Origin of the sequence: Pseudomonas sp. IT-P258 (assembly GCF_949767825.1) — a bacterium.
GTDB lineage: Bacteria > Pseudomonadota > Gammaproteobacteria > Pseudomonadales > Pseudomonadaceae > Aquipseudomonas > Aquipseudomonas monachiensis.
In genome coordinates this window covers 89,065-112,615 of the sequence record NZ_CATKPU010000087.1, presented here as the reverse complement: position 1 = coordinate 112,615, position 23,551 = coordinate 89,065, and the positions used below count along the sequence as shown (strand labels likewise).

23 protein-coding genes are annotated in these 23,551 nt (G+C 59.6%); 14 read left to right on the top strand and 9 right to left on the bottom strand.

The genetic code is table 11. The features are described from left to right. The first annotated feature begins 111 nt into the window (after positions 1 to 111). On the top strand, positions 112 to 810 hold the full coding sequence (locus ACM6G4_RS24940) for a DNA-3-methyladenine glycosylase (RefSeq protein ID WP_414914821.1): 699 nt from the start codon (positions 112 to 114) through the stop codon (positions 808 to 810). Positions 811 to 1,004: 194 nt separating this feature from the next. Then, positions 1,005 to 2,321, top strand: coding sequence for a bifunctional DedA family/phosphatase PAP2 family protein (locus ACM6G4_RS24935; RefSeq protein WP_056728871.1), 1,317 nt, complete (start codon positions 1,005 to 1,007; stop codon positions 2,319 to 2,321). Between the two features lie 194 nt (positions 2,322 to 2,515). On the opposite strand, the gene ACM6G4_RS24930 is transcribed toward ACM6G4_RS24935, so the two are convergent. The 4 genes from ACM6G4_RS24930 to ACM6G4_RS24915 form a co-directional block, all read right to left on the bottom strand. Then, complete coding sequence (locus ACM6G4_RS24930; RefSeq protein ID WP_414914820.1) at positions 2,516 to 2,884, bottom strand: hypothetical protein; 369 nt, start codon at positions 2,882 to 2,884, stop codon at positions 2,516 to 2,518. A 219-nt stretch (positions 2,885 to 3,103) separates the two neighbouring features. After that, positions 3,104 to 3,694 (bottom strand): LON peptidase substrate-binding domain-containing protein, encoded by a 591-nt coding sequence (locus ACM6G4_RS24925; protein WP_056728875.1) that lies wholly within the window; start codon positions 3,692 to 3,694, stop codon positions 3,104 to 3,106. Positions 3,695 to 3,704: 10 nt separating this feature from the next. Next, entirely contained in the window at positions 3,705 to 4,421 is a 717-nt protein-coding gene (locus ACM6G4_RS24920) for an LrgB family protein (protein WP_347909344.1), read from the bottom strand. Further along, positions 4,418 to 4,780, bottom strand: coding sequence for a CidA/LrgA family protein (locus ACM6G4_RS24915; RefSeq protein ID WP_056728878.1), 363 nt, complete (start codon positions 4,778 to 4,780; stop codon positions 4,418 to 4,420). Before ACM6G4_RS24915 ends, ACM6G4_RS24920 begins: the two co-directional genes overlap by 4 nt. 193 nt (positions 4,781 to 4,973) lie before the next feature. On the opposite strand from ACM6G4_RS24915, the gene ACM6G4_RS24910 reads away from it, so the two are divergent. The 3 genes from ACM6G4_RS24910 to ACM6G4_RS24900 all read left to right on the top strand — a co-directional run bounded on the left by ACM6G4_RS24910 (position 4,974) and on the right by ACM6G4_RS24900 (position 7,931). Then, entirely contained in the window at positions 4,974 to 5,429 is a 456-nt protein-coding gene (locus ACM6G4_RS24910) for a MaoC family dehydratase (protein WP_056728879.1), read from the top strand. A gap of 114 nt (positions 5,430 to 5,543) precedes the next feature. Then, positions 5,544 to 7,262, top strand: a complete 1,719-nt coding sequence (locus ACM6G4_RS24905) for a C13 family peptidase (protein ID WP_056728881.1) — start codon at positions 5,544 to 5,546, stop codon at positions 7,260 to 7,262. A gap of 27 nt (positions 7,263 to 7,289) precedes the next feature. Beyond that, positions 7,290 to 7,931 carry an oxidoreductase gene (locus ACM6G4_RS24900; RefSeq protein ID WP_056728884.1) on the top strand — a complete coding sequence of 214 codons (642 nt, stop codon included), beginning with the start codon at positions 7,290 to 7,292 and terminating at the stop codon, positions 7,929 to 7,931. 133 nt (positions 7,932 to 8,064) lie between these two features. On the opposite strand, the gene ACM6G4_RS24895 is transcribed toward ACM6G4_RS24900, so the two are convergent. The 4 genes from ACM6G4_RS24895 to ACM6G4_RS24880 form a co-directional block, all read right to left on the bottom strand. Further along, on the bottom strand, positions 8,065 to 8,349 hold the full coding sequence (locus ACM6G4_RS24895) for a YceK/YidQ family lipoprotein (RefSeq protein WP_056728886.1): 285 nt from the start codon (positions 8,347 to 8,349) through the stop codon (positions 8,065 to 8,067). Next, positions 8,342 to 8,974, bottom strand: a complete 633-nt coding sequence (gene ubiX, locus ACM6G4_RS24890; protein ID WP_056728890.1) for a flavin prenyltransferase UbiX — start codon at positions 8,972 to 8,974, stop codon at positions 8,342 to 8,344. Before ubiX ends, ACM6G4_RS24895 begins: the two co-directional genes overlap by 8 nt. Then, entirely contained in the window at positions 8,971 to 10,320 is a 1,350-nt protein-coding gene (mpl, locus tag ACM6G4_RS24885) for a UDP-N-acetylmuramate:L-alanyl-gamma-D-glutamyl-meso-diaminopimelate ligase (RefSeq protein ID WP_414914819.1), read from the bottom strand. The genes ubiX and mpl overlap by 4 nt, the downstream gene beginning before the upstream one ends. A 238-nt stretch (positions 10,321 to 10,558) precedes the next feature. Next, entirely contained in the window at positions 10,559 to 12,475 is a 1,917-nt protein-coding gene (locus ACM6G4_RS24880; protein ID WP_414914818.1) for a sigma-54-dependent Fis family transcriptional regulator, read from the bottom strand. A gap of 299 nt (positions 12,476 to 12,774) precedes the next feature. Between ACM6G4_RS24880 and ACM6G4_RS24875 the strand changes: the two genes are divergently transcribed. The 9 genes from ACM6G4_RS24875 to ACM6G4_RS24835 all read left to right on the top strand — a co-directional run bounded on the left by ACM6G4_RS24875 (position 12,775) and on the right by ACM6G4_RS24835 (position 22,119). After that, positions 12,775 to 14,295: an aldehyde dehydrogenase family protein gene (locus tag ACM6G4_RS24875; protein ID WP_223542021.1), complete on the top strand. Its 1,521-nt coding sequence runs from the start codon at positions 12,775 to 12,777 to the stop codon at positions 14,293 to 14,295. A 178-nt stretch (positions 14,296 to 14,473) separates the two neighbouring features. Continuing rightward, entirely contained in the window at positions 14,474 to 15,847 is a 1,374-nt protein-coding gene (eat, locus tag ACM6G4_RS24870; protein WP_414914817.1) for an ethanolamine permease, read from the top strand. Positions 15,848 to 15,954: 107 nt separating this feature from the next. Beyond that, positions 15,955 to 17,349 (top strand): ethanolamine ammonia-lyase subunit EutB, encoded by a 1,395-nt coding sequence (locus ACM6G4_RS24865; RefSeq protein ID WP_409078825.1) that lies wholly within the window; start codon positions 15,955 to 15,957, stop codon positions 17,347 to 17,349. A gap of 8 nt (positions 17,350 to 17,357) precedes the next feature. Then, positions 17,358 to 18,182 carry an ethanolamine ammonia-lyase subunit EutC gene (gene eutC, locus ACM6G4_RS24860; protein ID WP_414914816.1) on the top strand — a complete coding sequence of 275 codons (825 nt, stop codon included), beginning with the start codon at positions 17,358 to 17,360 and terminating at the stop codon, positions 18,180 to 18,182. A 114-nt stretch (positions 18,183 to 18,296) separates the two neighbouring features. Beyond that, positions 18,297 to 18,758, top strand: a complete 462-nt coding sequence (locus ACM6G4_RS24855) for a GNAT family N-acetyltransferase (protein WP_056728900.1) — start codon at positions 18,297 to 18,299, stop codon at positions 18,756 to 18,758. 270 nt (positions 18,759 to 19,028) lie between these two features. Continuing rightward, positions 19,029 to 19,685 (top strand): DedA family protein, encoded by a 657-nt coding sequence (locus tag ACM6G4_RS24850; protein ID WP_008052342.1) that lies wholly within the window; start codon positions 19,029 to 19,031, stop codon positions 19,683 to 19,685. Positions 19,686 to 19,689: 4 nt separating this feature from the next. Continuing rightward, entirely contained in the window at positions 19,690 to 20,502 is an 813-nt protein-coding gene (locus tag ACM6G4_RS24845) for a zinc-dependent peptidase (RefSeq protein ID WP_414914815.1), read from the top strand. A gap of 113 nt (positions 20,503 to 20,615) precedes the next feature. Beyond that, the gene (ppa, locus tag ACM6G4_RS24840; protein WP_003205933.1) at positions 20,616 to 21,143 is read left to right on the top strand and encodes an inorganic diphosphatase; all 528 of its coding nucleotides are present in this window, start codon (positions 20,616 to 20,618) and stop codon (positions 21,141 to 21,143) included. A gap of 229 nt (positions 21,144 to 21,372) precedes the next feature. Further along, on the top strand, positions 21,373 to 22,119 hold the full coding sequence (locus ACM6G4_RS24835) for a LexA family transcriptional regulator (RefSeq protein WP_414914814.1): 747 nt from the start codon (positions 21,373 to 21,375) through the stop codon (positions 22,117 to 22,119). Positions 22,120 to 22,424: 305 nt separating this feature from the next. On the opposite strand, the gene ACM6G4_RS24830 is transcribed toward ACM6G4_RS24835, so the two are convergent. Further along, positions 22,425 to 23,438: a PDDEXK nuclease domain-containing protein gene (locus ACM6G4_RS24830; RefSeq protein ID WP_414914813.1), complete on the bottom strand. Its 1,014-nt coding sequence runs from the start codon at positions 23,436 to 23,438 to the stop codon at positions 22,425 to 22,427. Positions 23,439 to 23,551: the final 113 nt, after the last annotated feature.

Here is a 23,551-nt window from a genome sequence, read left to right as displayed (position 1 = left end):
CGGTGACAGGCGGATGGTCGAAATGGAGGGCAATTTGCCGATGTTCAGCCGGGATTAAGCTGCAAATTGTTATCATCACGACTCATTCAGCCCTGACAAATGCCGGTCATCATGTCCAACCTGACTGTTCGAACGTCCGCCGTGAGCCTGCCCACGGGCCTCCCGGACGCGTTTTTCGACCGTGACGCGAAAATTCTGGCCCGGGACTTACTGGGCAAAGTCATTCGCCATCGGGTTGGTGACCTGTGGCTCAGCGCCAGGATCATCGAGACCGAAGCCTATTACTGTGCAGAAAAGGGTAGCCACGCGTCCCTCGGCTACACAGAAAAACGTAAGGCTTTGTTTCTGGATGGCGGCCACATCTATATGTATTACGCCCGGGGCGGCGATTCACTGAACTTCAGTGCCCAGGGTCCAGGTAACGCCGTGCTGATCAAATCCGCCTACCCGTGGGTCGATCAATTGAGCGGGCCTGCCAGCCTTGCACAGATGCTATTGAACAATCCCGATGCCCAGGGCCGCCCTCGCCCGTCACAAAAACTCTGCGCCGGGCAAACCCTGCTGTGCAAGGCACTGGGCCTGAAAGTACCGGTGTGGGACGCCAAACGCTTCGATCATGAGGTGCTGCTGGTGGAACACGTCGGCCAGACGCCCGCCCACATCATCCAGACCACGCGGCTGGGCATCCCCCACGGGCGCGATGAACACCTGATGTACCGCTTCGTCGATGCAGCCTACGCGGCTTATTGCACGCGCAACCCGCTACGACGGGGCCAGGTCGAAGGTCGCGATTATTTTGTGCTGACCTGAGATTGGCTCAGACTTGATGCAAACGGAGATCCCCTGTGGGAGCGGGCTTGCCCGCGAAGGCGGCGTGTCAGGCGACGTCAATATTGACCGATAGGGCCTATTCGCGGGCAAGCCCGCTCCCACAGGGGTCAGTGGCGTATTCAAAGTTGCACTTATCCCCTGGAAGCAATTGAACATTTGATGGAGTGGTTTTTATGGGCCCATGGCTCGATAGCGTGACCGGATGGTTGGCGGTCAACCCGCAGTGGCTGGCGGCAGCGGTATTCATCGTGGCCTTTGTGGAATGCCTGGCGATTGCCGGGCTGATCGTTCCCGGCACGGTGTTACTGTTCGCCGTGGCGGTACTGGCAGGCAGTGGCGCGCTGACGCTCAGTGAGACGCTCTTGCTGGGTTTCGTCGCCGGGGTGCTGGGTGACGTCATTTCGTATTTTCTGGGACGGCACTTCCATCAGAACATCCGGCGCCTGCCGGGCTTGCGCCATCATCCGGAATGGATCGCCGGGGCCGAGTCATATTTCCAGCGCTACGGCATCGCCAGCCTGCTGGTCGGGCGTTTTATCGGCCCCCTGCGGCCCATGCTGCCCATGGTGGCCGGCATGTGCGACATGCCTTTCCCGCGTTTCTTCGCTGTCAGCCTGCTGGCCGGCGCGGGTTGGTCTGTCGCTTATCTGATGCCTGGCTGGGCCACGGGCGCGGCAATCCGCTTGCCTTTACCCGAAGGTTTCTGGCTCCAGGCCGGGGTTGTTGCCGGCAGTATTGCTCTGATGGTCGGCTTGAGCGCGACCAGCAGCCTGCGCCGGCATCGCCGCGCGACATTGTTCATTACCGGGATGAGTCTGCTGATTCTGGCGGGGCTGTTTATCGGATATTCGCACCTGTCCGCACTCGATCAAGGCGTGATGACGCTGGTGCAGGAACATCGTAAACCGTTGCTGGATGAAGTAGCGGTGGTCTTCACGCTGATCGGCGAATTCCGCAACATGTTGCTGTTCAGTGCGCTACTGACCGGTTTGCTGCTGCTGATGCGGCAATGGCAGCACGCGATCTTCGCGGGCAGCACGCTGCTCTTCACGGCACTGGCCAATACCGCGACCAAGTACTTTTTCGCCCGCGTGCGCCCCGAAGTGTTGAGCGACCCGCTCACCAGCTACAGCATGCCCAGCGGCCATGCTTCAGGGTCTTTCGCGCTGTTCCTGACCCTCGCCGTCCTGGCCGGCCGCGGGCAACCGCCCCGGATGCGTCTGACCTGGTTATTGGTGGGCTGCCTGCCCGCAATGGCAATTTCGCTTTCGCGGGTCTACCTCGGAGCGCATTGGCCGACGGATGTATTGGCCGGCGCAATGCTGGCGGCGTGTGTCTGCGCGGCCAGCCTGTGGCTGATCCAGCGCAAAGAACCGCTCAACGCTTTGCCGCCCAAGGTCTGGTGGCTGGTGTTGCCGGCGCTGCTGGCATTGTTCGGCTTCTTCGTGTTGAGGCATTTACCGCATACGATGTTGCGGTATGCGTACTAGATAAAACAGAAGATCGCAGCGTTCAGTCGCACCTACATGAATGGGGTGTTAGCCCTGTAGAAGCTGCCAAAGACTGCGATCTTCTCAACAATGCCAGACAAACAACTTTTCAGTGACTCATTCAATCACTGCAGGCCAACCAGCAATCGCCTCCATACCAAACAACAACGATTCCTGATGACTTATATTAAATCTCACACATCAAAAGGGAAGCTTGGCAAATTCGAACCACTAACACCACGATATTTCTCAATGGCTGCTTTGGCATGACTGGCAACCTGACGAGCGACGGCAACATAGTCATCCATCTTCCAACGAACTTGCGTAGAGAATTTGATCATCGCCTCCCCCGCATAATCATCCCAGAGTCGTTGTTCAAAACTATCGCGATTGGCACTCACACCCGAACGTCGCTCCAGGACCAACGCATTCGCCGCATTCGCCGCCGAGTTCGCCGCAAACTCAACGTCGACCGGTGCTGTATTTACAAAAACATACTTCACCATGACACGGGAAAAGCACAACCCCCACAACGTACGTTCATCACCATTTAAATCTCTCACAAAACAGCTCCTTATATATGTAATGCCCGCCTCATGCAGGCAACGCAAATATAATCAGCTGAACTTTACAGATCAACACAAACCACTACCCGAATTTATTATAAATCAATACAACGACCAGACAGGCAAACTGACTACTACCCCTGAACAACCAACCATTAAATTGATGACCCAACCAAACAACACCCAGCCAAACAATCGTTGGTTTATCATTATTAATCAGGCAAACAATTCCCCCTGCAACTCATCCAGCAACGCCTGAATCGCATCCAGTCGTTGCTGCGGATCATCGAGTTGCAGCAGGTCGATCTTGTCCAGTTCAGCGAAGGGCAACAGGTACGCCAACTGATTGGCCAGCGACTGCTGGCCGGTCGCTTCGGTGCCCATGTTCAAGGCTTCGACCATCGGGTGTTCGGCCAAAGCCTTGAGCAGCGCCACCAGGTCGGCATCTTCGTCCTGCAACGGTTGCTCCGGCTCGTCTTCCAGCCACTCGACCTCGGCGACGGTCAACTGATCGCGCTGGACGTCCGTTCGTAATACATGGAAACGCCGCCCGCCCTGAACCCGGATCCCCAGCAGGCCGTTTTCCTGCTGCTTGAAATCGGTGATCAGCGCCTCGCACCCGACCAGGGCGTATCCAGCCGGGGCGATACCGACTTCTTCGCCATCGAGGATGCATACCACGCCGAACCCGCCGCCCTGCTTCATGCAGCGGCCGATCATGTCCAGATAGCGCGCCTCGAAGATCTGCAAGTCGAGGATGCAGCCTGGAAACAGCACTGTATTGAGCGGAAAAAGCGGCAGACTCATAGACATTTCCTTACACCACCATCGATACCGCCAACGGCAGGAACACCGCCGTGGCCACACCCATCAGGCTCATCGCCAGCGCCGCGAAGGCACCGCACTCTTCACTTTCCTGCAACGCCACCGACGTTCCGACCGCGTGGGCCGTCATGCCCAGCGCCATGCCCCTGGCTTCCGGGCTGTGCACGCCGAGACGGGTCAACAACGCCGGGCCGAAAATCGCGCCGATCACGCCAGTAATCAAGACGAACACCGCTGCCAGCGCCGCGACACCACCGATCTGCTCAGCCACCAACATGGCGATAGGCGAAGTCACCGATTTCGGCGCCATGGTCATCAGGATCATGTGCTCGGCACCGAACGACCAGCCCAGTAACACACCCATCCCCGTGGCCACCACCCCACCTATCACCAGCGTAGTAAATATCGGCCAGAACAACTGCCGAATCCGTCGCAGGTTGAGATAAAGCGGCACCGCCAGCGCGACAGTGGCCGGGCCTAACAGGATGCTGAGAATCTCGGTGCTCTTGCGGTACTCGGCGTAGGTCAGGCCGCAACCCACCAGCACGCCGATCACCAGCAACATGGAGACAAGCACCGGCTGCAAAAAGATCCATCGGGTTTTCTCGAATGCCGCCAGGACGAGTTGGTAGGCGCCAAGAGTGATGCCGATACCAAACAAGGGATGATGAATTACCGACGTCCAGGCGCCGTGCCAGTCGAAGATCATTGGTTGTCCTCGGAGTGAGCGTGACGCTTGACCATGCGCTGCATCAGCACCCCGGCGAAGGCCATCGAAAGCAGCAGTGACAACACCAGTGCACCGACAATGGCCCAGAAATCCGCCGCGATGTCAGCGGCGTAGACCATTACGCCCACGGCCGGCGGTACCAGCAACAGCGGCAGGTAGCGCAGCAGGCTGCTGGCCGCCAGGTTCAGCGGTTCGCCGACCTGTCCGCGACAGATGAGGTACACCAGCAACAGCAGCAACCCCACAATCGGCCCCGGCAGCACCGGCAAGAACAAATGATTGATCGCAGTGCCGAGCAATTGGAACAGCACCAGCCACGTCAGGCCCCGTAACAGCATCAAAGATCTCCCGCAAAATCCGTCACCCGCATTGGCAGGGCATTATAAGCATGCTCGCGCTATAGACCGGCATTCGCCAAAAGCATGGTCAGTTGACCGGAGCGTTTGGCCATGTTGATCTAAAGTGGTAAGCCGGGAGGTCAGATCCCCGCAAGCCAAAACCATAAAACCGATGAACCCAAGGAGAGTCTCAATGCCCTATGTTCCAGTTGCAGAGCTCAAAGATTATGTCGGCAAGGAACTTGGACGTTCCGAATGGCTCACCATCGACCAGGACCGCATCAACCTGTTCGCCGAAGCCACAGGGGATTTTCAGTTCATCCACGTCGACCCGGTCAAGGCCGCGCAAACGCCATTTGGCTGCACCATCGCTCACGGCTTCCTGTCGTTGTCGCTGATCCCGAAATTGATGGAAGACATCCTCGTCATGCCAGAAGGCTTGAAGATGGTGGTCAACTACGGCCTCGACAGCGTGCGCTTCATCCAGCCGGTCAAGGTCAATTCGAAAGTGCGCCTGAAGGTCGACCTGACCGAAGTCATCGAGAAGAAACCCGGCCAATGGCTGCTCAAGGCCACCACCACCCTGGAAATCGAAGGTTCGGACAAACCGGCGTACATCGCCGAACCCCTGTCCCTGTGCTTCGTATAAACCGTCCTGGATGCGAAGCAGTTCACGCTGTTTCGCGACCTCACGCGGTACCTCGACCTGTATAAGGGCACATAGCTGCGGCATACTCCCTCGCCTAATTGCCCGGAATCCGCTATGCGCCCACTTGCACTCCTCGCCTTGACCCTGATGCTCACCGCTTGCGGCGACGGCGAATCGCCATTGCCTCCTGACGCACGCCTGCCGGACGGCGGACGCTATCGCGGTGATCTGGTCAATGGTTTGCTGCAAGGCAAGGGGCGTATCGACTACCCGAATGGCAGCTGGTACGCCGGCGAGTTCGACAAAGGCCAGTGGCAGGGCCAGGGCGAATGGCATGGCAGCAATGGCGAAGTCTATCGCGGGCAGTTCAATCAGGGACTGTTCGACGGCCAGGGGGCACTGACCACCAACGCCAGCAGCTACAGCGGCGGCTTCAAGGCCGGCCGGCGCAACGGCGAAGGCACACTCAAAGAAAACGGCATGAGCTATCGCGGAGAGTTCAAGGCCGATCAATACGCCGGCCTGGGGCGACTCGAACTCGAAGACGGCAGCTCCTATCAAGGCCAGTTCGCCCACGGCAAACCCAATGGCGAAGGTCAGCGCGGCGACGGCAACGGCAATCAGTTCACCGGGCATTTCGTCGACGGCCAGCTGGAAGGCAACGGGACTTTCAACAGCGCCGACGGCGACATCTATGTCGGCAGCTTCAAGAACAATCAACTGCACGGCAAGGGCCGCTACGAAAACGCCGACGGCGATGTCTGGCTGGGTCAGTTCAAGGAAGGCTCGCTGAACGGCAAGGGCGAGTTGATCGGCACTGACGGCAGCCACTACATCGGCCAGTTCAATGACTGGCGCTTTTCCGGCCAGGGTCGCTTGAACCTGTCCGACGGCAGCTTTTACACCGGCCAGTTCGACAACGACAGTTACCAGGGGCGCGGCACATTGGTGTTGACCGACGGCACCGTGCTCAGCGGCACCTGGATCAACGGCCAGCGCGTACGCGACGCCGAGGGCAAATTACTGCCCGACACCCTGGAGCTCGGCCTGCTGGCCCAGGGGCGCCTGCTCGACGCAGCGCTGGCCAACGTTCCACCCTCGACCCCGGCGGTGGAGCTGTATTCGTTGACCCTGGGTGGCGATGGCAAGCAAAGCGTGTTTCTGCGCGAATCCGACTATGTCGCCAACATGCTCAACACCCGTTTCGGCACCTTTGGCCAGATCCGCCTGGTGAACCATCGTGACCACCTCGCCGACCGCCCGATGGCTACCCGGGAAAACCTGCGCCGCGCAGCCCTGACGCTGGCCGAACGCAGCGGTCCGGAAGACCTGATTTTCATCTACCTGACCAGCCATGGCACCAGCGAACACGAACTGGTGCTAGACCAGCCACGCATGGAATTGGCCGATCTGCCGGCCGACGAATTGGCCGCTGTTCTCGCCCCACTGAAGAACCGCGACAAGATCATCGTGATTTCGTCCTGCTACTCCGGCGGTTTCATCCCCGCCCTCAAGGATGAACGGACCCTGATCATGACAGCCTCGCGGGCCGACCGAGTGTCCTTCGGTTGCTCGGAGGAAGCCAACTTCACTTACTTCGGCGATGCCCTGTTCGCCCAGGCCCTGAACCAGACCGATGACCTGGAACAAGCCTTCAAACTGGCCAAGGCCACTGTCGCCGAACGTGAACTGGCGGACGGTTTCGAAGCGTCCGAACCACAGATCTGGGCACCGAAAACCGTCCTCTCGCATTGGCAACTGCTGCGCAAACAGCAGGCACGAAAAGCCCTGCAAAGTGCGTCCATCGAAAGCAAGGATGCAAACAGCAACTAAGCTGAATAGTATCAAGGGAGAAACACTATGTACTTGACGCCTCAGCACGTATTGCTTGCCGGAGCCACCGGACTGACCGGTGAACATCTGCTTGATCGTTTGCTCAACGAGCCAACGATTTCACGGGTATTGGCCCCCTCACGCAGGCCATTGGCCGAGCACCCGCACCTTGAAAACCCCGTCGGCGACCCGGCGGAGTTTCTGCCGCAGTTGAACGGCCGGGTCGATATCGCCTACTGCTGCCTGGGCACCACCATCAAACAGGCGGGCTCGGAACAGGCGTTCCGCGCGGTGGACCTGGACATGGTCGTAGCCTTTGCCAAACGTGCACGGGAGATGGGCGCACGGCACCTGATCGTGATCAGTGCTCTGGGAGCCGATCGCAGATCCTCGATTTTCTACAACCGGGTCAAAGGCGAGATGGAGTACGCACTGCGCGCGCAGGACTGGCCGCAGTTGACCATCTGCCGCCCTTCGCTATTGCTGGGTGATCGCACCGAACCGCGACTGGGCGAGAAAGTCGCCGGCCCGCTGTCTCGGCTGATTCCTGGCAAATACCACGGCATCGAAGCGTGCCAGTTGGCCCGGGCAATGTGGCGTCTGGCACTGGAAGAGCAGGACGGGGTCAGGATTGTCGAGTCGGATGAGCTGAGGAAGTTGGGCAAGTAATTTTATGGTGCCTGAGCGGGCCTCATCGCGGGCAAGCCCGCTCCCACAGGTTTTTTCAGCGATTACAAAATTTGTGTACAACACAAAATCCTGTGGGAGCGAGCTTGCTCGCGATAGAGCGCGAAGCGCTCTCTTACAATCCACCCGTCGCCTGAAAGCTCACCCCGATCACCGTCAGCAACGACAACGGCAACAGCAGCGTGTCGAGCAACGCACTGGCCGGCAGATCAACGCCCGGATAACTCGGTGCTTCGGCTCCGAAACGGTCCATCGCGCAGCACCCACCGTTCAACGCGTACAAATCCAGGCGAGTCCCCGAGTACACCACCGGCGCCCCCGGCTTCGCTGCATCGAGGGTGCGCACGGTCGCACATCCGGCCAATTGCAGCGCCAGCACCATCACCAGCAGCTTATTCATCGCTGGTCAGATGATGCTCGCCCCAGCGCGGCAACATGTCCTGAGGAATATTCAGCAGGTTGAGGATCCGCGCCACGACGAAATCGATCAGGTCGTCGATGGTTTGCGGCTGATGATAGAAGCCCGGAGATGCCGGCAGGATTGTCACGCCCATGTTCGACAACTTGAGCATGTGCTCCAGGTGAATGCTCGAATACGGCGCTTCACGGGGCACCAGGATCAACTGCCGACGCTCTTTGAGCGTCACGTCGGCGGCCCGTTCGATCAGGTTGTTGCAAGCACCGGTAGCGATGGCCGACAACGTGCCCGTGGAACACGGCACCACCACCATCGCCGCCGGAGAGCCGGAACCCGAGGCCACCGGCGACATCCAGTCTTCCTTGCCGTATACCCGAATCTGCCCGGCGGCAGCCCCCGTGTATTCGGTGAGGAACGCCTGCATCATCTGCGGCTTGGCCGGCAGTGTGACGTCGGTTTCGGTGGCCATCACCAACTGCGCGGCCTTGGAAATCAGGAAGTGCACTTCACGATCTTCCCGCACCAGGCAGTCGAGCAGACGCAAACCGTACTGGGCGCCCGAAGCGCCGGTCATGGCCAGGGTGATGCGGTCCGGGCCATGGTTCATTTGAGCGCCTCGGCCAGTTTGCCGTGCAGGCCGCCGAAGCCGCCGTTGCTCATGATCACCACGTGGGTGCCCGGCTGAGCCTGGCTCTTCACGCGCTCGATGATGCCTTCCAGGGAATCGCTGACAATCGACGGCACGGTGCACAGCGCCGCGGTACCCGCCAGATCCCAGCCGAGGTTGGCCGGTGCGTACCAGATCACCTGATCGGCATCGACCACGCTTTCCGGCAATCCGTCACGGTGCGCGCCAAGCTTCATGGAGTTGGAACGCGGCTCGATGATCGCGATCAATGGTGCATCGCCGATGCGCTTGCGCAGGCCATCCAGCGTGGTGGCGATGGCGGTCGGATGGTGAGCGAAGTCGTCATAAATGGTGATGCCACCCACTTCCGCGACTTTCTCCATCCGGCGCTTCACGCTTTTGAACGCGCTCAACGCGGCGATGCCCATGGACGGCACCACACCGACGTGGCGTGCGGCCGCCAGGGTCGCCAGGGCGTTGGCGACGTTGTGCTGGCCAGTCATGTCCCACTCGACCACACCTTGGGCGACGCCTTCGAACATCACTTCGAACTTCGAGCCATCTTCACTGAGCAGCTTGACCTGCCACTGGCCGCCGGCACCGGTGGTTTGCACCGGAGTCCAGCAACCCATCTCGATCACGCGCAGCAAGGCCGGCTCAGTAGTCGGATGAATCACCAGGCCTTCGCTCGGGATGGTTCGCACCAGATGATGGAACTGCCGCTCGATGGCCGGCAGGTCCGGGAAAATGTCCGCGTGATCGAATTCCAGGTTGTTCAGGATGGCCGTACGTGGACGGTAGTGAACGAACTTGGAACGCTTGTCGAAGAACGCGCTGTCGTATTCGTCGGCTTCGATGACGAAGAACGGCGTATCGCCCAAACGCGCCGACACCGAGAAGTTCTGCGGTACGCCGCCGATCAGGAAGCCGGGGCTCATGCCCGCGTGCTCCAGCACCCAGGCCAGCATGCTGCTGGTGGTGGTTTTGCCGTGCGTACCGGCAACCGCCAGTACCCAGCGACCTTGCAGCACGTGATCGGCCAGCCATTGCGGACCGGAGACATAGGGCAGGCCTTTGTTCAGCACGTACTCCACAGCCGGGTTGCCCCGGGACATGGCATTGCCGATCACTACCAGATCAGGGGCCGGATCGAGTTGCGCCGGGGCGTAGCCTTGGGTCAATTCAATGCCCTGGGCTTGCAGCTGAGTGCTCATCGGCGGATAGACGTTGGCATCGGAGCCCGTCACGTGATGGCCCAGCTCTTTGGCCAGAACCGCCATTGACCCCATGAAAGTGCCGCAGATACCAAGAATATGAATGTGCATAGTCGACCTCGTAAACATGGCCGCAGGTTAGCTTAGGGAGGGGAAAATCGCACTCTTTAGCTGAGATTCACCGCGGTCATTGTGGCGAGGGAGCTTGCTCCCGCTGGGCTGCGCAGCAGCCCCAAACCCTTGAACCGCAGTCGTTCTGAACTGAGTCGGGGGGCAATCGACAGGCGACTGCTGCGCGGTCGAGCGAGACGGTGCGGCGATCCGACAAGCTCCCTCGCCACAAAAGCTTTTACCGGGCGATACCGTGCTTGCGCAGCTTGCGATAAAGGGTATTGCGGCTGACCCCCAACTGCTCCGCCGTGTTGGTCATGTGCCAGCGTGTCTGCTCCAGCGCCGTGAGCAACGCCAGCCGCTCGGCATCTTCCAGCGGATGCTCCGATGGTTCCTCGATAGCCTGCGCCACCGCCGGCCTGGCTGAACGAATCATCGCCGGCAAATCCTCCAGGCCAATCCGCCCGTCCTCACACAGGGCGGCCAACGTACGCAGCACATTTCGCAACTGCCGCACGTTTCCCGGCCAGGCGAATCCCAATAAGGCCGCCCGCGCCGGCCCGTCGATCAACACGGTTTCGCCGCCCGCCTCCTCGGCCAGCAGAAAGTCGAGCAACCGGGATTTGTCGCTACGATCACGCAAGGCCGGCAACGCGACTTCCAGCCCGTTGAGGCGGTAATACAAATCCTCACGGAAGCTGCCGTCCTGCACACGATCCAGCAAGTTACGGTGAGTGGCACTGATGATCCGCACATTCACCGATTCCGGCTCGCCGCCGATCGGCACCACTTGACGGTCTTCGAGCACCCTCAGCAAGCGCGTCTGCATGGCCAGTGGCATGTCACCGATTTCATCGAGGAACAAGGTCCCACCATCGGCCTGCTGCAACTTGCCGCGCATGCCTTCCTTGCGCGCACCGGTAAAGCTGCCGCCGCGATATCCGAACAGCTCGCTTTCGATCAGGCTTTCGGGAATGGCCGCGCAGTTGAGGGCGACAAAGGCTTTCTCCGCCCGCTGGCTGGCGTGGTGCACCGCCTTGGCAAAGGCCTCCTTGCCGGACCCCGTTTCACCATTGATCAGCAGCGGCACGTCGCGCTCGTAGACGCGCAAGGCTTTGCGGAAGTCCGCCTGCAACATCGCGTCATCCAGGCAAATGCCCGACAGGCGCGGCGCTTGTACAACCTTGGCCGCGGGCACCATCGGAATCGGCAGCGGTCGCCGTGCCTCACCGCGCAATACCGCGAACAGCTTGCGGCCATCACGGGTGCGCAACGGCCAACTGGCGGCGGCATTGGTGCTCGCGCGTCCGAGCAACTCATCGAGCGAGCAATCGAAAAACGCCTCCACCGGCTTGCCAAGCAAGCCGCCGCGAATATGTCCCAGCAGGTTCAGCGCACTCTGGTTGACCGCGCTAATGCGCCCTTCCCCGTCGAACGCCAGCAAGCCTTCGCTGAACAAACCGACGGACTCGGCCTGCAAGTGAAAACGCAACAACCATTGATTGTCGAAGCAGCGCAGGAAGTAGCAGCTCTCGATCATCTTCGCCGACAGATTGACCAGCGCCATGGTGTGGAACTGACTTTGCCGCGACACATCGCGCCGCGCCGACGACACGTCGAGCACCGCCAGCAATTCGCCATGGGGATCGAAGACCGGGCTCGCCGAGCAGGTCAGGCCGGTGTGGCGGCCGCGAAAGTGTTCGTCCTGATGGATGGTCAGCGACTGACGCTCCACCAGGCAGGTGCCGATACCGTTAGTGCCTTCGCAGGCCTCGCTCCAGTCGGCCCCGAGCCAAAGGCCGGCGCGCTCGAAGATCTGTCGTTCGGCGGGCGCGGTGACGCAGTTGAGGATCACGCCGCGGGCGTCGGTCAGCAGCACGGCATGACCGGCGCCGGAGAGTTGTTGATGCAAGCTGGTCATTTCATTGCCGGCGATGTGCAGCACTTGCTGCAAGCGCTCGCGGCTTTCCAGGACACGGCCATGTTCCAGCACCGTCGGCGCGATGCTCAGGGCCGGATCGAGGTGATAGTCCTCAAGGCAGCGCAGCCAGGAACGGGCGATGGACGGATCACTGCCAGGACCGTGCAGGTGGGTCTTGCCCTGAGTCACCGTCAATACTTGCTGGGCATGGCGACTCAAATGATTGTCGTGCATTTCTTATTATTCTCCCCGGGGCTCGGCGTCCCGTGCATGAGGTGATGCCGAGCATCCTCCAGCCCGGCCCGCATTGCAATGCCTGCAAGACCGGTTGGTCACAAGCTGTGCCACAAAGGGTACAAAGTGTCACCCAGGCTGTACCCAAAGCGCCACAGGCGCCGCCCGCCCGTCCGACAAAAACCTCGCAAAGCCTTGATTTACCTGACATGCAAGGCACTGGCCCGGCCCTTGCTCTACGCTTAAAGCAAGCGCACATGCGCGACTCCCTATAAGCACAAAAGCAAGGAGAGACCACCATGCGTTACGCTCACCCCGGTACTGAAGGCGCTATCGTTTCGTTCAAAGCCAAATACGGTAACTACATCGGCGGCGAGTTCGTCGCGCCTGTCAAAGGTCAGTACTTCACCAATACCTCGCCAGTAAATGGCCAACCGATTGCCGAATTCCCCCGTTCCACGGCCGAAGACATCGACAAGGCCCTGGACGCTGCCCACGCCGCTGCCGATGCCTGGGGCGCCACCTCAGCCCAGGCGCGTTCGCTGGTGCTGCTGAAAATCGCCGACCGCATCGAACAGAACCTTGAACTGCTGGCAATCACCGAATCCTGGGACAACGGCAAAGCCGTGCGTGAAACCCTCAACGCCGACATCCCGCTGGCCGCCGACCACTTCCGCTACTTCGCCGGTTGCATCCGTGCCCAGGAAGGCAGCGCCGCCGAGATCGACGGCAACACCGTGGCCTATCACATCCATGAACCGCTGGGCGTGGTCGGGCAGATCATTCCGTGGAACTTCCCGATCCTGATGGCCGCCTGGAAACTCGCCCCGGCGCTGGCCGCCGGCAACTGCGTGGTGCTCAAGCCCGCCGAGCAAACCCCGCTGGGCATCACCGTGCTGGTCGAACTGATCGGCGACCTGCTGCCACCGGGCGTGCTGAACATCGTCCAGGGTTTCGGTCGCGAAGCCGGCGAGGCCTTGGCCACCAGCAAGCGCATCGCCAAGATTGCCTTCACCGGCTCGACCCCGGTCGGCTCGCACATCATGAAATGCGCGGCGGAAAACATCATTCCGTCCACCGTGGAGCTGGGTGGCAAGTCGCCGAACATCTTCTTCGAAGACATCATGAAGGCCGAACCGTCCTTCATCGAGAAGGCCGCCGAAGGCCTGGTACTGGCGTTCTTCAACCAGGGCGAAGTCTGCACCTGCCCTTCCCGCGCGCTGGTGCAGGAGTCGATCTACGACGAATTCATGCAAGTGGTGATGAAGAAGGTCCTGCAAATCAAACGTGGCGACCCGCTGGACACCGACACCATGGTCGGCGCACAGGCGTCCGAGCAGCAATTCGACAAAATCCTTTCGTACCTGGAAATCGCCAAGGGCGAAGGCGCCGAGCTGCTGACCGGCGGCAAGGTGGAAAAACTCGAGGGCAGCCTGGCGAGCGGGTATTACATCCAGCCGACGCTACTCAAGGGCACCAACAAAATGCGCGTGTTCCAGGAAGAAATCTTCGGCCCGGTGGTGAGCATCACTACCTTCAAGGACGAAGCCGAAGCCCTGGCCATCGCCAACGACACCGAGTTCGGCCTGGGTGCCGGCCTCTGGACCCGCGACATCAACCGCGCCTACCGCATGGGCCGCGCCATCAAGGCCGGTCGTGTGTGGACCAACTGCTACCACCTGTACCCGGCGCACGCCGCGTTCGGTGGCTACAAGAAGTCCGGCGTCGGCCGTGAAACCCACAAGATGATGCTCGACCACTATCAGCAGACCAAAAACCTGCTGGTGAGCTACGACATCAATCCGCTGGGCTTCTTCTAAAAACCGGGGGCGACACAGGTATTTCTGTGTCGCCCTTTCTACCGCCTTCTTAAATGACCCAACACACAAGGCCTGGCCGCTCTGGCACGGGCCTTGCCTACCCATCATTCAGGATTTGCACCCAACCCGTCGTACCCGAAAGTCCAAAAGATTGAACAATAAAAATTAGAGAGGACTTATGACTACTTCTTCCACACAGCTCAAACCCACACTCGGCACCCTGCATTTATGGGGTATTGCCGTCGGCCTGGTGATTTCCGGCGAGTACTTCGGCTGGAGTTACGGCTGGGGCACCGCTGGCACACTGGGCTTTCTCGTCACCGCGCTGATGGTGGCGACGATGTACACCTGCTTCATCTTCAGCTTCACCGAACTGACGACGGCGATTCCCCACGCTGGCGGGCCGTTTGCCTACAGCCGCCGGGCCTTTGGTGAGAAAGGCGGGTTGATCGCCGGCATCGCCACCCTGATCGAATTCGTCTTCGCGCCACCGGCCATCGCCATGGCCATCGGCGCCTACCTCAACGTGCAATACCCGGAACTGGACCCGAAGATCGCCGCCGTTGGCGCCTATTTCGTGTTCATGGGCCTGAACATCCTCGGCGTCAGCATCGCGGCCACCTTCGAACTGGTGGTCACCGTGCTGGCAGTCGCTGAATTGCTGGTGTTCATGGGCGTGGTCGCCCCGGGCTTCAGCTTCAGCAACTTCGTACTCAATGGCTGGTCGGGCTCGAACGAGTTCACGATGGACTCGATTCCCGGGATCTTTGCGGCGATCCCCTTTGCGATCTGGTTCTTCCTCGCCATCGAAGGCGCGGCCATGGCCGCCGAGGAAGCCAAGGACCCGAAACGCACGATTCCCAGAGCCTATGTCAGCGGCATTCTGACCCTGGTGTTCCTGGCCATCGGCGTGATGGTGATGGCCGGCGGCGTCGGCGACTGGCGTCAACTGTCGAACATCAACGATCCGCTGCCCCAGGCGATGAAAGCCGTGGTCGGCAATAACTCGACCTGGATGCACATGCTGGTCTGGATCGGCCTCTTCGGCCTGGTGGCAAGTTTTCACGGGATCATTCTTGGCTACTCACGACAGTTCTTCGCCCTGGCTCGCGCCGGCTACCTGCCCAAGGGGCTGGCCAAACTCTCGCGTTTCCAGACCCCGCATCGGGCGATTCTGGCCGGCGGCGTGATCGGCATCGCGGCGATCTACAGCGACGGCCTGGTCAACCTGCAAGGCATGACCCTGACGGCGGCAATGATCACCATGTCGGTATTCGGCGCCATCGTGATGTACATCATCAGTATGCTGAGCCTGTTCAAGCTGCGTAAGACCGAACCGAACCTGGAACGCACCTTCCGCGCACCGGGTTATCCGATCGTACCGGGGATCGCGCTGTTCCTGGCGGTGGTGTGCCTGGTGGCGATGGCCTGGTTCAACACTGTGATCGGCCTGGTTTTCCTCGGCTTCATGGTTGTCGGCTACCTGTACTTCCAGTTGACCGCCAAGCAACGTTCCGAGGCACCGGCAGACGCTATGCTCGAAGGTATATGAATGCACCGGCGCCGGGCCTCGAGCCTGGCGCCTGCATTATTGAAGTGCATGCAATTCCCCACAGAAAAGCGGATCGCATTTTAAATTGATCAGGAGGCCCCCGCCCCATGGCCGTATATGCCCATTCCGTCGGCGCCCAGACCTATCGCTTCGACAGCCTCAAGGATGTGATGGCCAAGGCCAGCCCTGCGCGTTCCGGGGATTTTCTGGCTGGCGTCGCGGCCCTCAATGACGGCGAGCGCGTCGCGGCCCAGATGACGTTGGCCGACATTCCGCTATCCCACTTCCTGCAAGAGGTGCTGATTCCCTATGAGTCCGATGAAGTCACCCGCTTGATCATCGACACTCACGACAAACAAGCCTTCGCGGTCGTCAGCCACCTCACCGTCGGCGGCTTTCGCGACTGGCTGCTCAGCGATGCCGCCGACGAGCAGGTCCTGCGCGCCCTCGCCCCTGGCCTGACGCCGGAAATGGCCGCCGCCGTGTCGAAGATCATGCGCGTGCAGGATCTGGTGCTGGTGGCGCAGAAAATCCGCGTGGTCACCCAGTTTCGCGGCACCCTGGGCCTGCGCGGTCGACTGTCCACGCGCCTGCAACCGAATCACCCCACCGACGAACCGGCCGGCATCGCCGCGAGCATTCTCGACGGCCTGCTGCACGGCAACGGCGATGCCATGATCGGCATCAACCCGGCGACCGACAGCATCGCCTCGATCTGCGCCATGCTGGAGATGCTCGACGCGATCATCCAGCGCTATGAAATCCCGACCCAGGCGTGCGTGCTGACCCATGTCACCACCTCGATCGAAGCGATCAATCGCGGCGTCCCATTGGACCTGGTGTTCCAGTCGATCGCCGGCACCGAGGCGGCCAACGCCAGTTTCGGCATCAACCTCAATATATTGCAGGAAGGTTACGACGCAGGTTTGAGCCTCAATCGCGGCACACTGGGCCAGAACCTGATGTACTTCGAAACCGGCCAGGGCAGCGCCCTGTCGGCCAACGCCCATCACGGCGTCGATCAGCAAACCTGCGAAACCCGTGCCTATGCCGTCGCGCGGCATTTCAAACCGTTCCTGGTAAATACCGTCGTCGGCTTCATCGGCCCGGAATACCTGTACAACGGCAAACAGATCATCCGCGCCGGCCTGGAAGACCACTTCTGCGGCAAATTGCTCGGTGTGCCCATGGGTTGCGACATCTGCTACACCAACCACGCCGAAGCCGACCAGGATGACATGGACACCCTGCTGACCCTGCTGGGCGTCGCCGGGATCAACTTCATTATGGGCATCCCCGGCTCCGACGACATCATGCTCAACTACCAGACCACTTCGTTCCACGATGCGCTCTACGCCCGGCAGACCCTGGGCCTGAAGCCCGCACCGGAATTCGAACAGTGGCTGGCGAAAATGGGCATCTTCACTCAAGCCGATGGCAGGGTTCTCTTCGGCGACAGCCTGCCGCCAGCCTTCCGGCAGGCCCTGGCGCAACTGGGATGAGCATCGACATGGAAAAACTACCCTTCGATCCACACAACCCTTGGCTGGAGCTACGACGCCTGACACCAGCGCGAATCGCTCTGGGCCGCACCGGCACCAGCATTCCCACCCGTGCACAACTGGACTTCCAATACGCCCACGCCCAGGCGCGAGATGCGGTGCACTTGCCGTTTGACCATGCCTCCCTCAGCGCGCAATTGGCCGAACGTGATCGCCAGTGCCTTTTGCTGCACAGTGCGGCGACGGATCGCAACACCTACCTGCAACGCCCCGACCTGGGGCGAAAACTCAGTGATGCCTCGGCGCAGACCCTGCGTGACTACGCGACGGTCCATCCGGGTGGTGTGGATCTGGTGATCGTGGTCGCCGACGGACTGTCGGCATTGGCCGTTCATCGCCATACCCTACCGTTTCTGGCGCGATTCGAAGAGCAAATGGCCGGCGACAGCTGGACTGTTGCGCCAGTCGTACTCGTGGAACAGGGCCGGGTGGCCGTCGCCGATGAAATCGGTGAGTTGCTTGGTGCAAAAATGACCGTAATCCTCATCGGCGAACGCCCTGGCCTCAGCTCTCCGGACAGCCTGGGATTATATTTCACCTACAATCCCAAGGTCGGTCTTACCGATGCCTACCGTAATTGCATCTCCAACGTTCGGCTCGAAGGCCTGAGCTACGGCATGGCCGCACACCGTTTGCTGTATTTGATGCGCGAAGCCTGCCGACGGCAGTTGTCAGGGGTGAATCTGAAGGACGAAGCACAGGTTCAGACACTGGAGTCGGACACTGGAGGCGATATGAAAGGAAATTTCCTGCTCGGCCCGCCGAATGCCTGAACCGCTTGCGCATTGCACATTCGTACCAGTTTCAGGCAGGATCGTTGCGCGCCCGCCAAGGGTTTCCCATCGCCGTCAGAGACGCAAGACAGCCACTTGAAGACGAGACCTACCATGCGGATTATTCAAGCGACCCTCGAACACCTGGACCTGCTGACCCCGTTGTTCGTCAAATATCGCGAGTTTTATGGTTCCCTGCCGTATCCGGACTCGTCCCGGGCGTTCCTCGAAAAACGCCTGCGTCGCAAGGAATCGGTGATCTATCTGGCGCTGTCCGATGACGACAGCAACAAACTGATGGGCTTCTGCCAGCTGTACCCGAGCTTCTCTTCGCTTTCGCTCAAGCGGGTATGGATCCTCAACGATATTTATGTCGCCGAGGACGCTCGCCGCCAGTTGGTGGCCGACAACCTGATCCGCACTGCGAAAAAAATGGCCAAGGAAACCAATGCCGTGCGCATGCGTGTTTCCACCAGCAGCAACAACGAAGTCGCGCAGAAAACCTACGAGTCCATCGGATTCAAGGAAGACACCGAATTCAAGAACTATGTGCTGCCGATCAGCGAAGAACTCTGAATCACCTGCACCCTGCTCGCGATGGCATCGACTGGATTACACTGGTCCAACGAGGCAACGGCATCGCGAGCAGGCTCGCTCCCACCCGATCGTTATCAAACATCAGCCCTGTGATGACATTCCCCGCTACAATCTCGACGCGATTTTCACCACTCGCCTCGTATAATCCCGATATTCCCGGCTTGTAAGAAAAACTACCCCTATCCGTAGTCTTACGCGAAGTCATCCGCACAGGCCTGCCGAGTCGGGCCGTCACCACAGGTGCTTTCCATGGATTTCAACCCGATCGACATTGTCCTGCATCTCGACGTCTACCTCGACATGCTTGTAACCAACTACGGGGCATGGATCTACGCCATTCTGTTCATGGTGATCTTCTGTGAAACCGGCCTTGTGGTCATGCCTTTCCTGCCGGGCGACTCTCTGCTGTTCATTGCTGGCGCCGTGGCGGCCGGCGGCGGCATGGACCCGGTCCTGCTCGGCGGCCTGCTGATGCTGGCGGCGATCCTGGGCGACAGCACCAACTACATCATCGGACGAACGGCGGGTGAAAAGCTGTTCAGCAATCCGGACTCGAAGATCTTCCGTCGTGACTACCTGCAACAAACCCACGATTTCTACGATAAGCATGGTGGCAAAACCGTGACCCTGGCGCGCTTCCTGCCGATCATCCGCACCTTTGCGCCATTCGTCGCCGGCGTGGGGAAAATGCCTTACCCGCGTTTCTTTGCCTTCAGCGTGCTGGGCACCATCCTGTGGGTCGGCGGCCTGGTGACGCTCGGTTACTTCTTTGGCAACGTGCCGTTCATCAAGAAGAACCTGTCGCTACTAGTAGTCGGCATCATCCTGATATCGCTGGTTCCGATGATCATTGGCATGGTGCGCAACCGCCTCGCCGGTTCGAACTCCAAAGCCGAATCGCGCTGACACGATGTGGTCCCTGAGCGCCTGGCGTCGCCGGCGCACCCTGGCAAAGCACCCGATTGTCGATGACATGTGGCAACGGGTGCGCCATCACCTGAGCTTTCTCGATGGCATCAGCGCCGCCGAAGACCAATGGCTGCGCGAAGCCTGCGTGCTGTTCCTCGAAGACAAGCACCTGAGCACCCTGCCCGGTGTCGAACTGCACCAGGAACAACGCTTGCTGCTCGCCGCTCAGGCACAGCTGCCGCTGCTCCACCTCGGCGACCTGAACTGGTATCAGGGCTTCCACGAAATCATTCTCTACCCCGACGACTTCCTCAGCCCCCAGCGCCATCGCGATGCCAGCGGCGTCGAGCACGAATGGGACGGTGAGCACAGCGGTGAAGCCTGGCAGCAGGGCCCGATCATCCTCGCCTGGCCCGGTGTAATGGCCAGTGGTGGCTGGGAAGGCTACAACCTGGTGATCCACGAACTGGCGCACAAACTCGACATGCTCAACGGTGTCGCCAACGGCCTGCCTCCGTTGCATCCCGACATGCGTGTCAGTGACTGGGCCTGCGTCATGCAAGAGGCCTACGACGACCTCGACCGGCAACTGGAACGCAATCCCGATGCCGAAACCGCCATCGACCCGTATGCCGCCGAGAATCCTGCCGAGTTCTTCGCCGTCACCAGCGAATACTTCTTCAGCGCCCCGGATTTACTGCACGAGGCTTATCCACAGGTGTACCAGCAGTTGAAGCTGTTCTATCGCCAGGACCCGTTGGCGAGGTTGAAGCAACTTCAGGCGCATGACCCTGTCTATCAGGCACACCAGTAAGCGCCATACGACTTCTGGTCCATGGCGTCGACACAGGAATATGCCTATAATCGCCGCCACTTTTTGGTCAATCCGGCCAAGTGTTTTTGGTCAACTAACGGGGGCAACGCCCAATGAGCTACAGCAAGATTCCGGCTGGCAAAGACCTGCCGAACGACATCTACGTCGCGATCGAGATTCCGGCCAACCACGCGCCGATCAAATACGAAATCGACAAAGACAGCGATTGCCTGTTCGTTGACCGTTTCATGGCCACCCCAATGTTCTACCCGGCCAACTACGGTTACATCCCGAACACCCTGGCTGACGACGGTGATCCCCTCGACGTGCTGGTCGTAACCCCTTACCCGGTTGCTCCAGGTTCGGTAATCCGCGCCCGTCCGGTCGGCATCCTGAACATGACCGACGACGGCGGCGGCGATGCCAAAGTCATCGCAGTCCCACACGACAAGCTGTCCCAGCTGTACGTGGACGTAAAGGAATACACCGACCTGCCACCACTGCTGATCCAGCAGATCGAGCACTTCTTCGCGAACTACAAAGATCTCGAAAAAGGCAAATGGGTGAAGATCGAAGGCTGGGCCGGTGCAGACGCCGCCCGCGAAGCGATCACCAAGTCGGTTGCCGCCTACAAAGGCTAAGCCCGGCTGCTGGCTTTTAGCTGCAAACGGCAAGAAAAACCCCGGGTAATCCGGGGTTTTTTGTGGGCGTTTGATAAGCACGCCAAACACCCCGTTTAAACAGGTCTTCCAATAGTTTTTGCTTGTTTAAAACGCCCCAGGAACGTCTTACATCCGGTCGTAAATTACCCGCAAAATTTGAACGAGGCGTTTATTCAAACCCTTGTTAGCCGCCAGTAGACTCACGTTCATGAAAAAGAACACTAGCGGCCCACGCTTTAAAGCGCTCCTCGAAGCAGCGAACATCACGACCACCGGATTTGCCGAATTCCTGGATACGGCTCCACAAAATGTACATAACTGGTACACCCGCGGTGTGCCCGCCCATTGCATGGAAGAAGTCGCCCGAAAACTCTCCGTCAGCAGCGACTGGCTGAAAACCGGCGAAGGCCCGAAAGATGCCCAGCTCCTGCGCCTGCTCGTCGAAACTGGCAACACCTTCGATGCCCAGACCATCCGCGGTGTCTACACGGTCATCGAGCCTGTCGACGTCGAACTGCCATTCCTCAAGGAAGCTGTCACCGCCTTGGGCTCCAACAAAACCCACGTCATAGAAGACCCCGAGAAATCCATCCGCCTGCCCCGCAGCCACCTCGATTCCCTGGAAATCAATCACTCAGACGCCATCTGCGCCCTGATGAGCGGCAACAGCATGGGGGAAAAAATTGAAGACGGTTCGACCTTGGCGATTGACCGTGGCCTGACCCAGATTGTCGATGGCGAGATCTACGCCATCGAACATGACGGCATGCTGCGCATCAAGTACCTGCATCGACTGCCGGGCAACTCCCTGCGACTGCGCAGCCACAACCGCGCCGAATACCCGGATGAAATCTTCAGGGCCGCACAAATCGAAGAGCAGAACATCAGGGTGCTGGGCTGGGTGTTCTGGTGGTCGACCCTGAACAAACGACGGCCAACGGTGCCCTTTCTTTAAGCACTCCAGAACGCCCATCGGCCGCCCACCCGAGTGGCCAAACGGCTCTGCCCGGCACTTCCCGCTGGGAATTTCCATCAAACCTGCGTATGCTGCGCCCCACATTTGCGCATCGAACCGCCCAGCGGCTCAGATGCACTGGCCTGACAGATGACTTTCTCACCAGGTCCCACAGCCGGACGCAAGATCCGGGTGTACGTTTTGAAGGCTGGCGCGGTTTACCAAAAATGATCCAAGCCAGTCCCCGAGAAGCCGGCCACAAGCCGGCTTTTTAATGCCTGAAAGAAAGTGATTCACGAAAAAATTCACCCAACTCCTTCCGTATTCAGCGCATAAAACTCCTGCAGCTTGGCTTGCAACAGTTTCTTGTCTGGCAATTGGGTGTGGTACTCCGCAATCAAGGCCGGCGACAGTGAGCGGTTCAGGGCGTACTCGACGATTTCGTCCTCCTTGCTCGCGCACAGCAATACGCCGAGCGCCGGGTTTTCGTGTGGCTTGCGGACGTTGCGGTCCAACGCTTCGAGATAAAAATCCATCTTCCCAAGGTATTCCGGCTCAAAGCGCCCGACCTTGAGTTCGATCGCCACCAGGCAGTTCAGCCCACGGTGGAAAAACAACAGATCCAGCGCAAAGTCCCGCCCACCTACCTGCAACGGATATTGCGATCCCACAAAGCAGAAGTCCCTGCCCAGTTCGATCAGAAAATCCCTGAGCTTGTGCAGCAGGCCTCCATGCAAGTCTGTCTCTGCATGACCACGGTCCAGGGCCAGAAACTCGACCACGTAGGCATCCTTGAATACGTCCAGGGCCTGGGGATGAATTTGTCGCAGCGGTGCTGAGACTTTTGCCGGGCTGACCACTGAACGCTCAAACAGAGCCACCTTGAACTGACGCTCCAGTTCACGGCTCGACCACTTCTCCTGGATTGCCATGCGCAGGTAAAACTCACGCTCCTCCGGGTGTCTGCTCTGGTTGAGGATGATCATGTTGTGTGTCCAGGGCAATTGTCTCAGCAGTGCTGAGACTTTTACGTCATGCCTGTACGCTTCGAAAAATTGACGCATACGAAACAAATTAGGCCGGGTAAAACCCCTCAGTCCAGGCTGAGTACGAGCGAGGTGAGTAGCCAATCGAGCCACCACCCCATCACCCCACTCCGCCGCTTCAATTTTGCGACTGATGTAGGCCCCAACCTGCCAGTGCAGCTCAATCAGTTCGGTGTTGACCGCCCGCATGGCGCGTTGTCGCGCGGTCACGATCAGTTGGGTAATTTCGCTGAAAGCTGAATCGAGGGAGGTATTGCCAGGAAGATCATTCACGTCAGGGCATTTCCATGTCAGTTGGAGGGCCCTTTCAATTACTCCTGATGCCGATACAGAAACATTCACAATGTATGTCTGCATGAAACAACGCTAATTGGCCTCCACCTCGC

Excerpts from the sequence above, each read along its gene's own strand:
- ACM6G4_RS24940 (WP_414914821.1), top strand. The coding sequence starts at position 112 with ATGTCCAACCTGACTGTTCGAACGTCCGCCGTGAGCCTGCCCACGGGC.
- ACM6G4_RS24935 (WP_056728871.1), top strand. The coding sequence starts at position 1,005 with ATGGGCCCATGGCTCGATAGCGTGACCGGATGGTTGGCGGTCAACCCG.
- ACM6G4_RS24925 (WP_056728875.1), bottom strand. The coding sequence starts at position 3,694 with ATGAGTCTGCCGCTTTTTCCGCTCAATACAGTGCTGTTTCCAGGCTGC.
- ACM6G4_RS24920 (WP_347909344.1), bottom strand. The coding sequence starts at position 4,421 with ATGATCTTCGACTGGCACGGCGCCTGGACGTCGGTAATTCATCATCCC.
- ACM6G4_RS24915 (WP_056728878.1), bottom strand. The coding sequence starts at position 4,780 with ATGCTGTTACGGGGCCTGACGTGGCTGGTGCTGTTCCAATTGCTCGGC.
- ACM6G4_RS24910 (WP_056728879.1), top strand. The coding sequence starts at position 4,974 with ATGCCCTATGTTCCAGTTGCAGAGCTCAAAGATTATGTCGGCAAGGAA.
- ACM6G4_RS24905 (WP_056728881.1), top strand. The coding sequence starts at position 5,544 with ATGCGCCCACTTGCACTCCTCGCCTTGACCCTGATGCTCACCGCTTGC.
- ACM6G4_RS24900 (WP_056728884.1), top strand. The coding sequence starts at position 7,290 with ATGTACTTGACGCCTCAGCACGTATTGCTTGCCGGAGCCACCGGACTG.
- ACM6G4_RS24895 (WP_056728886.1), bottom strand. The coding sequence starts at position 8,349 with ATGAATAAGCTGCTGGTGATGGTGCTGGCGCTGCAATTGGCCGGATGT.
- ubiX (WP_056728890.1), bottom strand. The coding sequence starts at position 8,974 with ATGAACCATGGCCCGGACCGCATCACCCTGGCCATGACCGGCGCTTCG.
- mpl (WP_414914819.1), bottom strand. The coding sequence starts at position 10,320 with ATGCACATTCATATTCTTGGTATCTGCGGCACTTTCATGGGGTCAATG.
- ACM6G4_RS24880 (WP_414914818.1), bottom strand. The coding sequence starts at position 12,475 with ATGCACGACAATCATTTGAGTCGCCATGCCCAGCAAGTATTGACGGTG.
- ACM6G4_RS24875 (WP_223542021.1), top strand. The coding sequence starts at position 12,775 with ATGCGTTACGCTCACCCCGGTACTGAAGGCGCTATCGTTTCGTTCAAA.
- eat (WP_414914817.1), top strand. The coding sequence starts at position 14,474 with ATGACTACTTCTTCCACACAGCTCAAACCCACACTCGGCACCCTGCAT.
- ACM6G4_RS24865 (WP_409078825.1), top strand. The coding sequence starts at position 15,955 with ATGGCCGTATATGCCCATTCCGTCGGCGCCCAGACCTATCGCTTCGAC.
- eutC (WP_414914816.1), top strand. The coding sequence starts at position 17,358 with ATGGAAAAACTACCCTTCGATCCACACAACCCTTGGCTGGAGCTACGA.
- ACM6G4_RS24855 (WP_056728900.1), top strand. The coding sequence starts at position 18,297 with ATGCGGATTATTCAAGCGACCCTCGAACACCTGGACCTGCTGACCCCG.
- ACM6G4_RS24850 (WP_008052342.1), top strand. The coding sequence starts at position 19,029 with ATGGATTTCAACCCGATCGACATTGTCCTGCATCTCGACGTCTACCTC.
- ACM6G4_RS24845 (WP_414914815.1), top strand. The coding sequence starts at position 19,690 with ATGTGGTCCCTGAGCGCCTGGCGTCGCCGGCGCACCCTGGCAAAGCAC.
- ppa (WP_003205933.1), top strand. The coding sequence starts at position 20,616 with ATGAGCTACAGCAAGATTCCGGCTGGCAAAGACCTGCCGAACGACATC.
- ACM6G4_RS24835 (WP_414914814.1), top strand. The coding sequence starts at position 21,373 with ATGAAAAAGAACACTAGCGGCCCACGCTTTAAAGCGCTCCTCGAAGCA.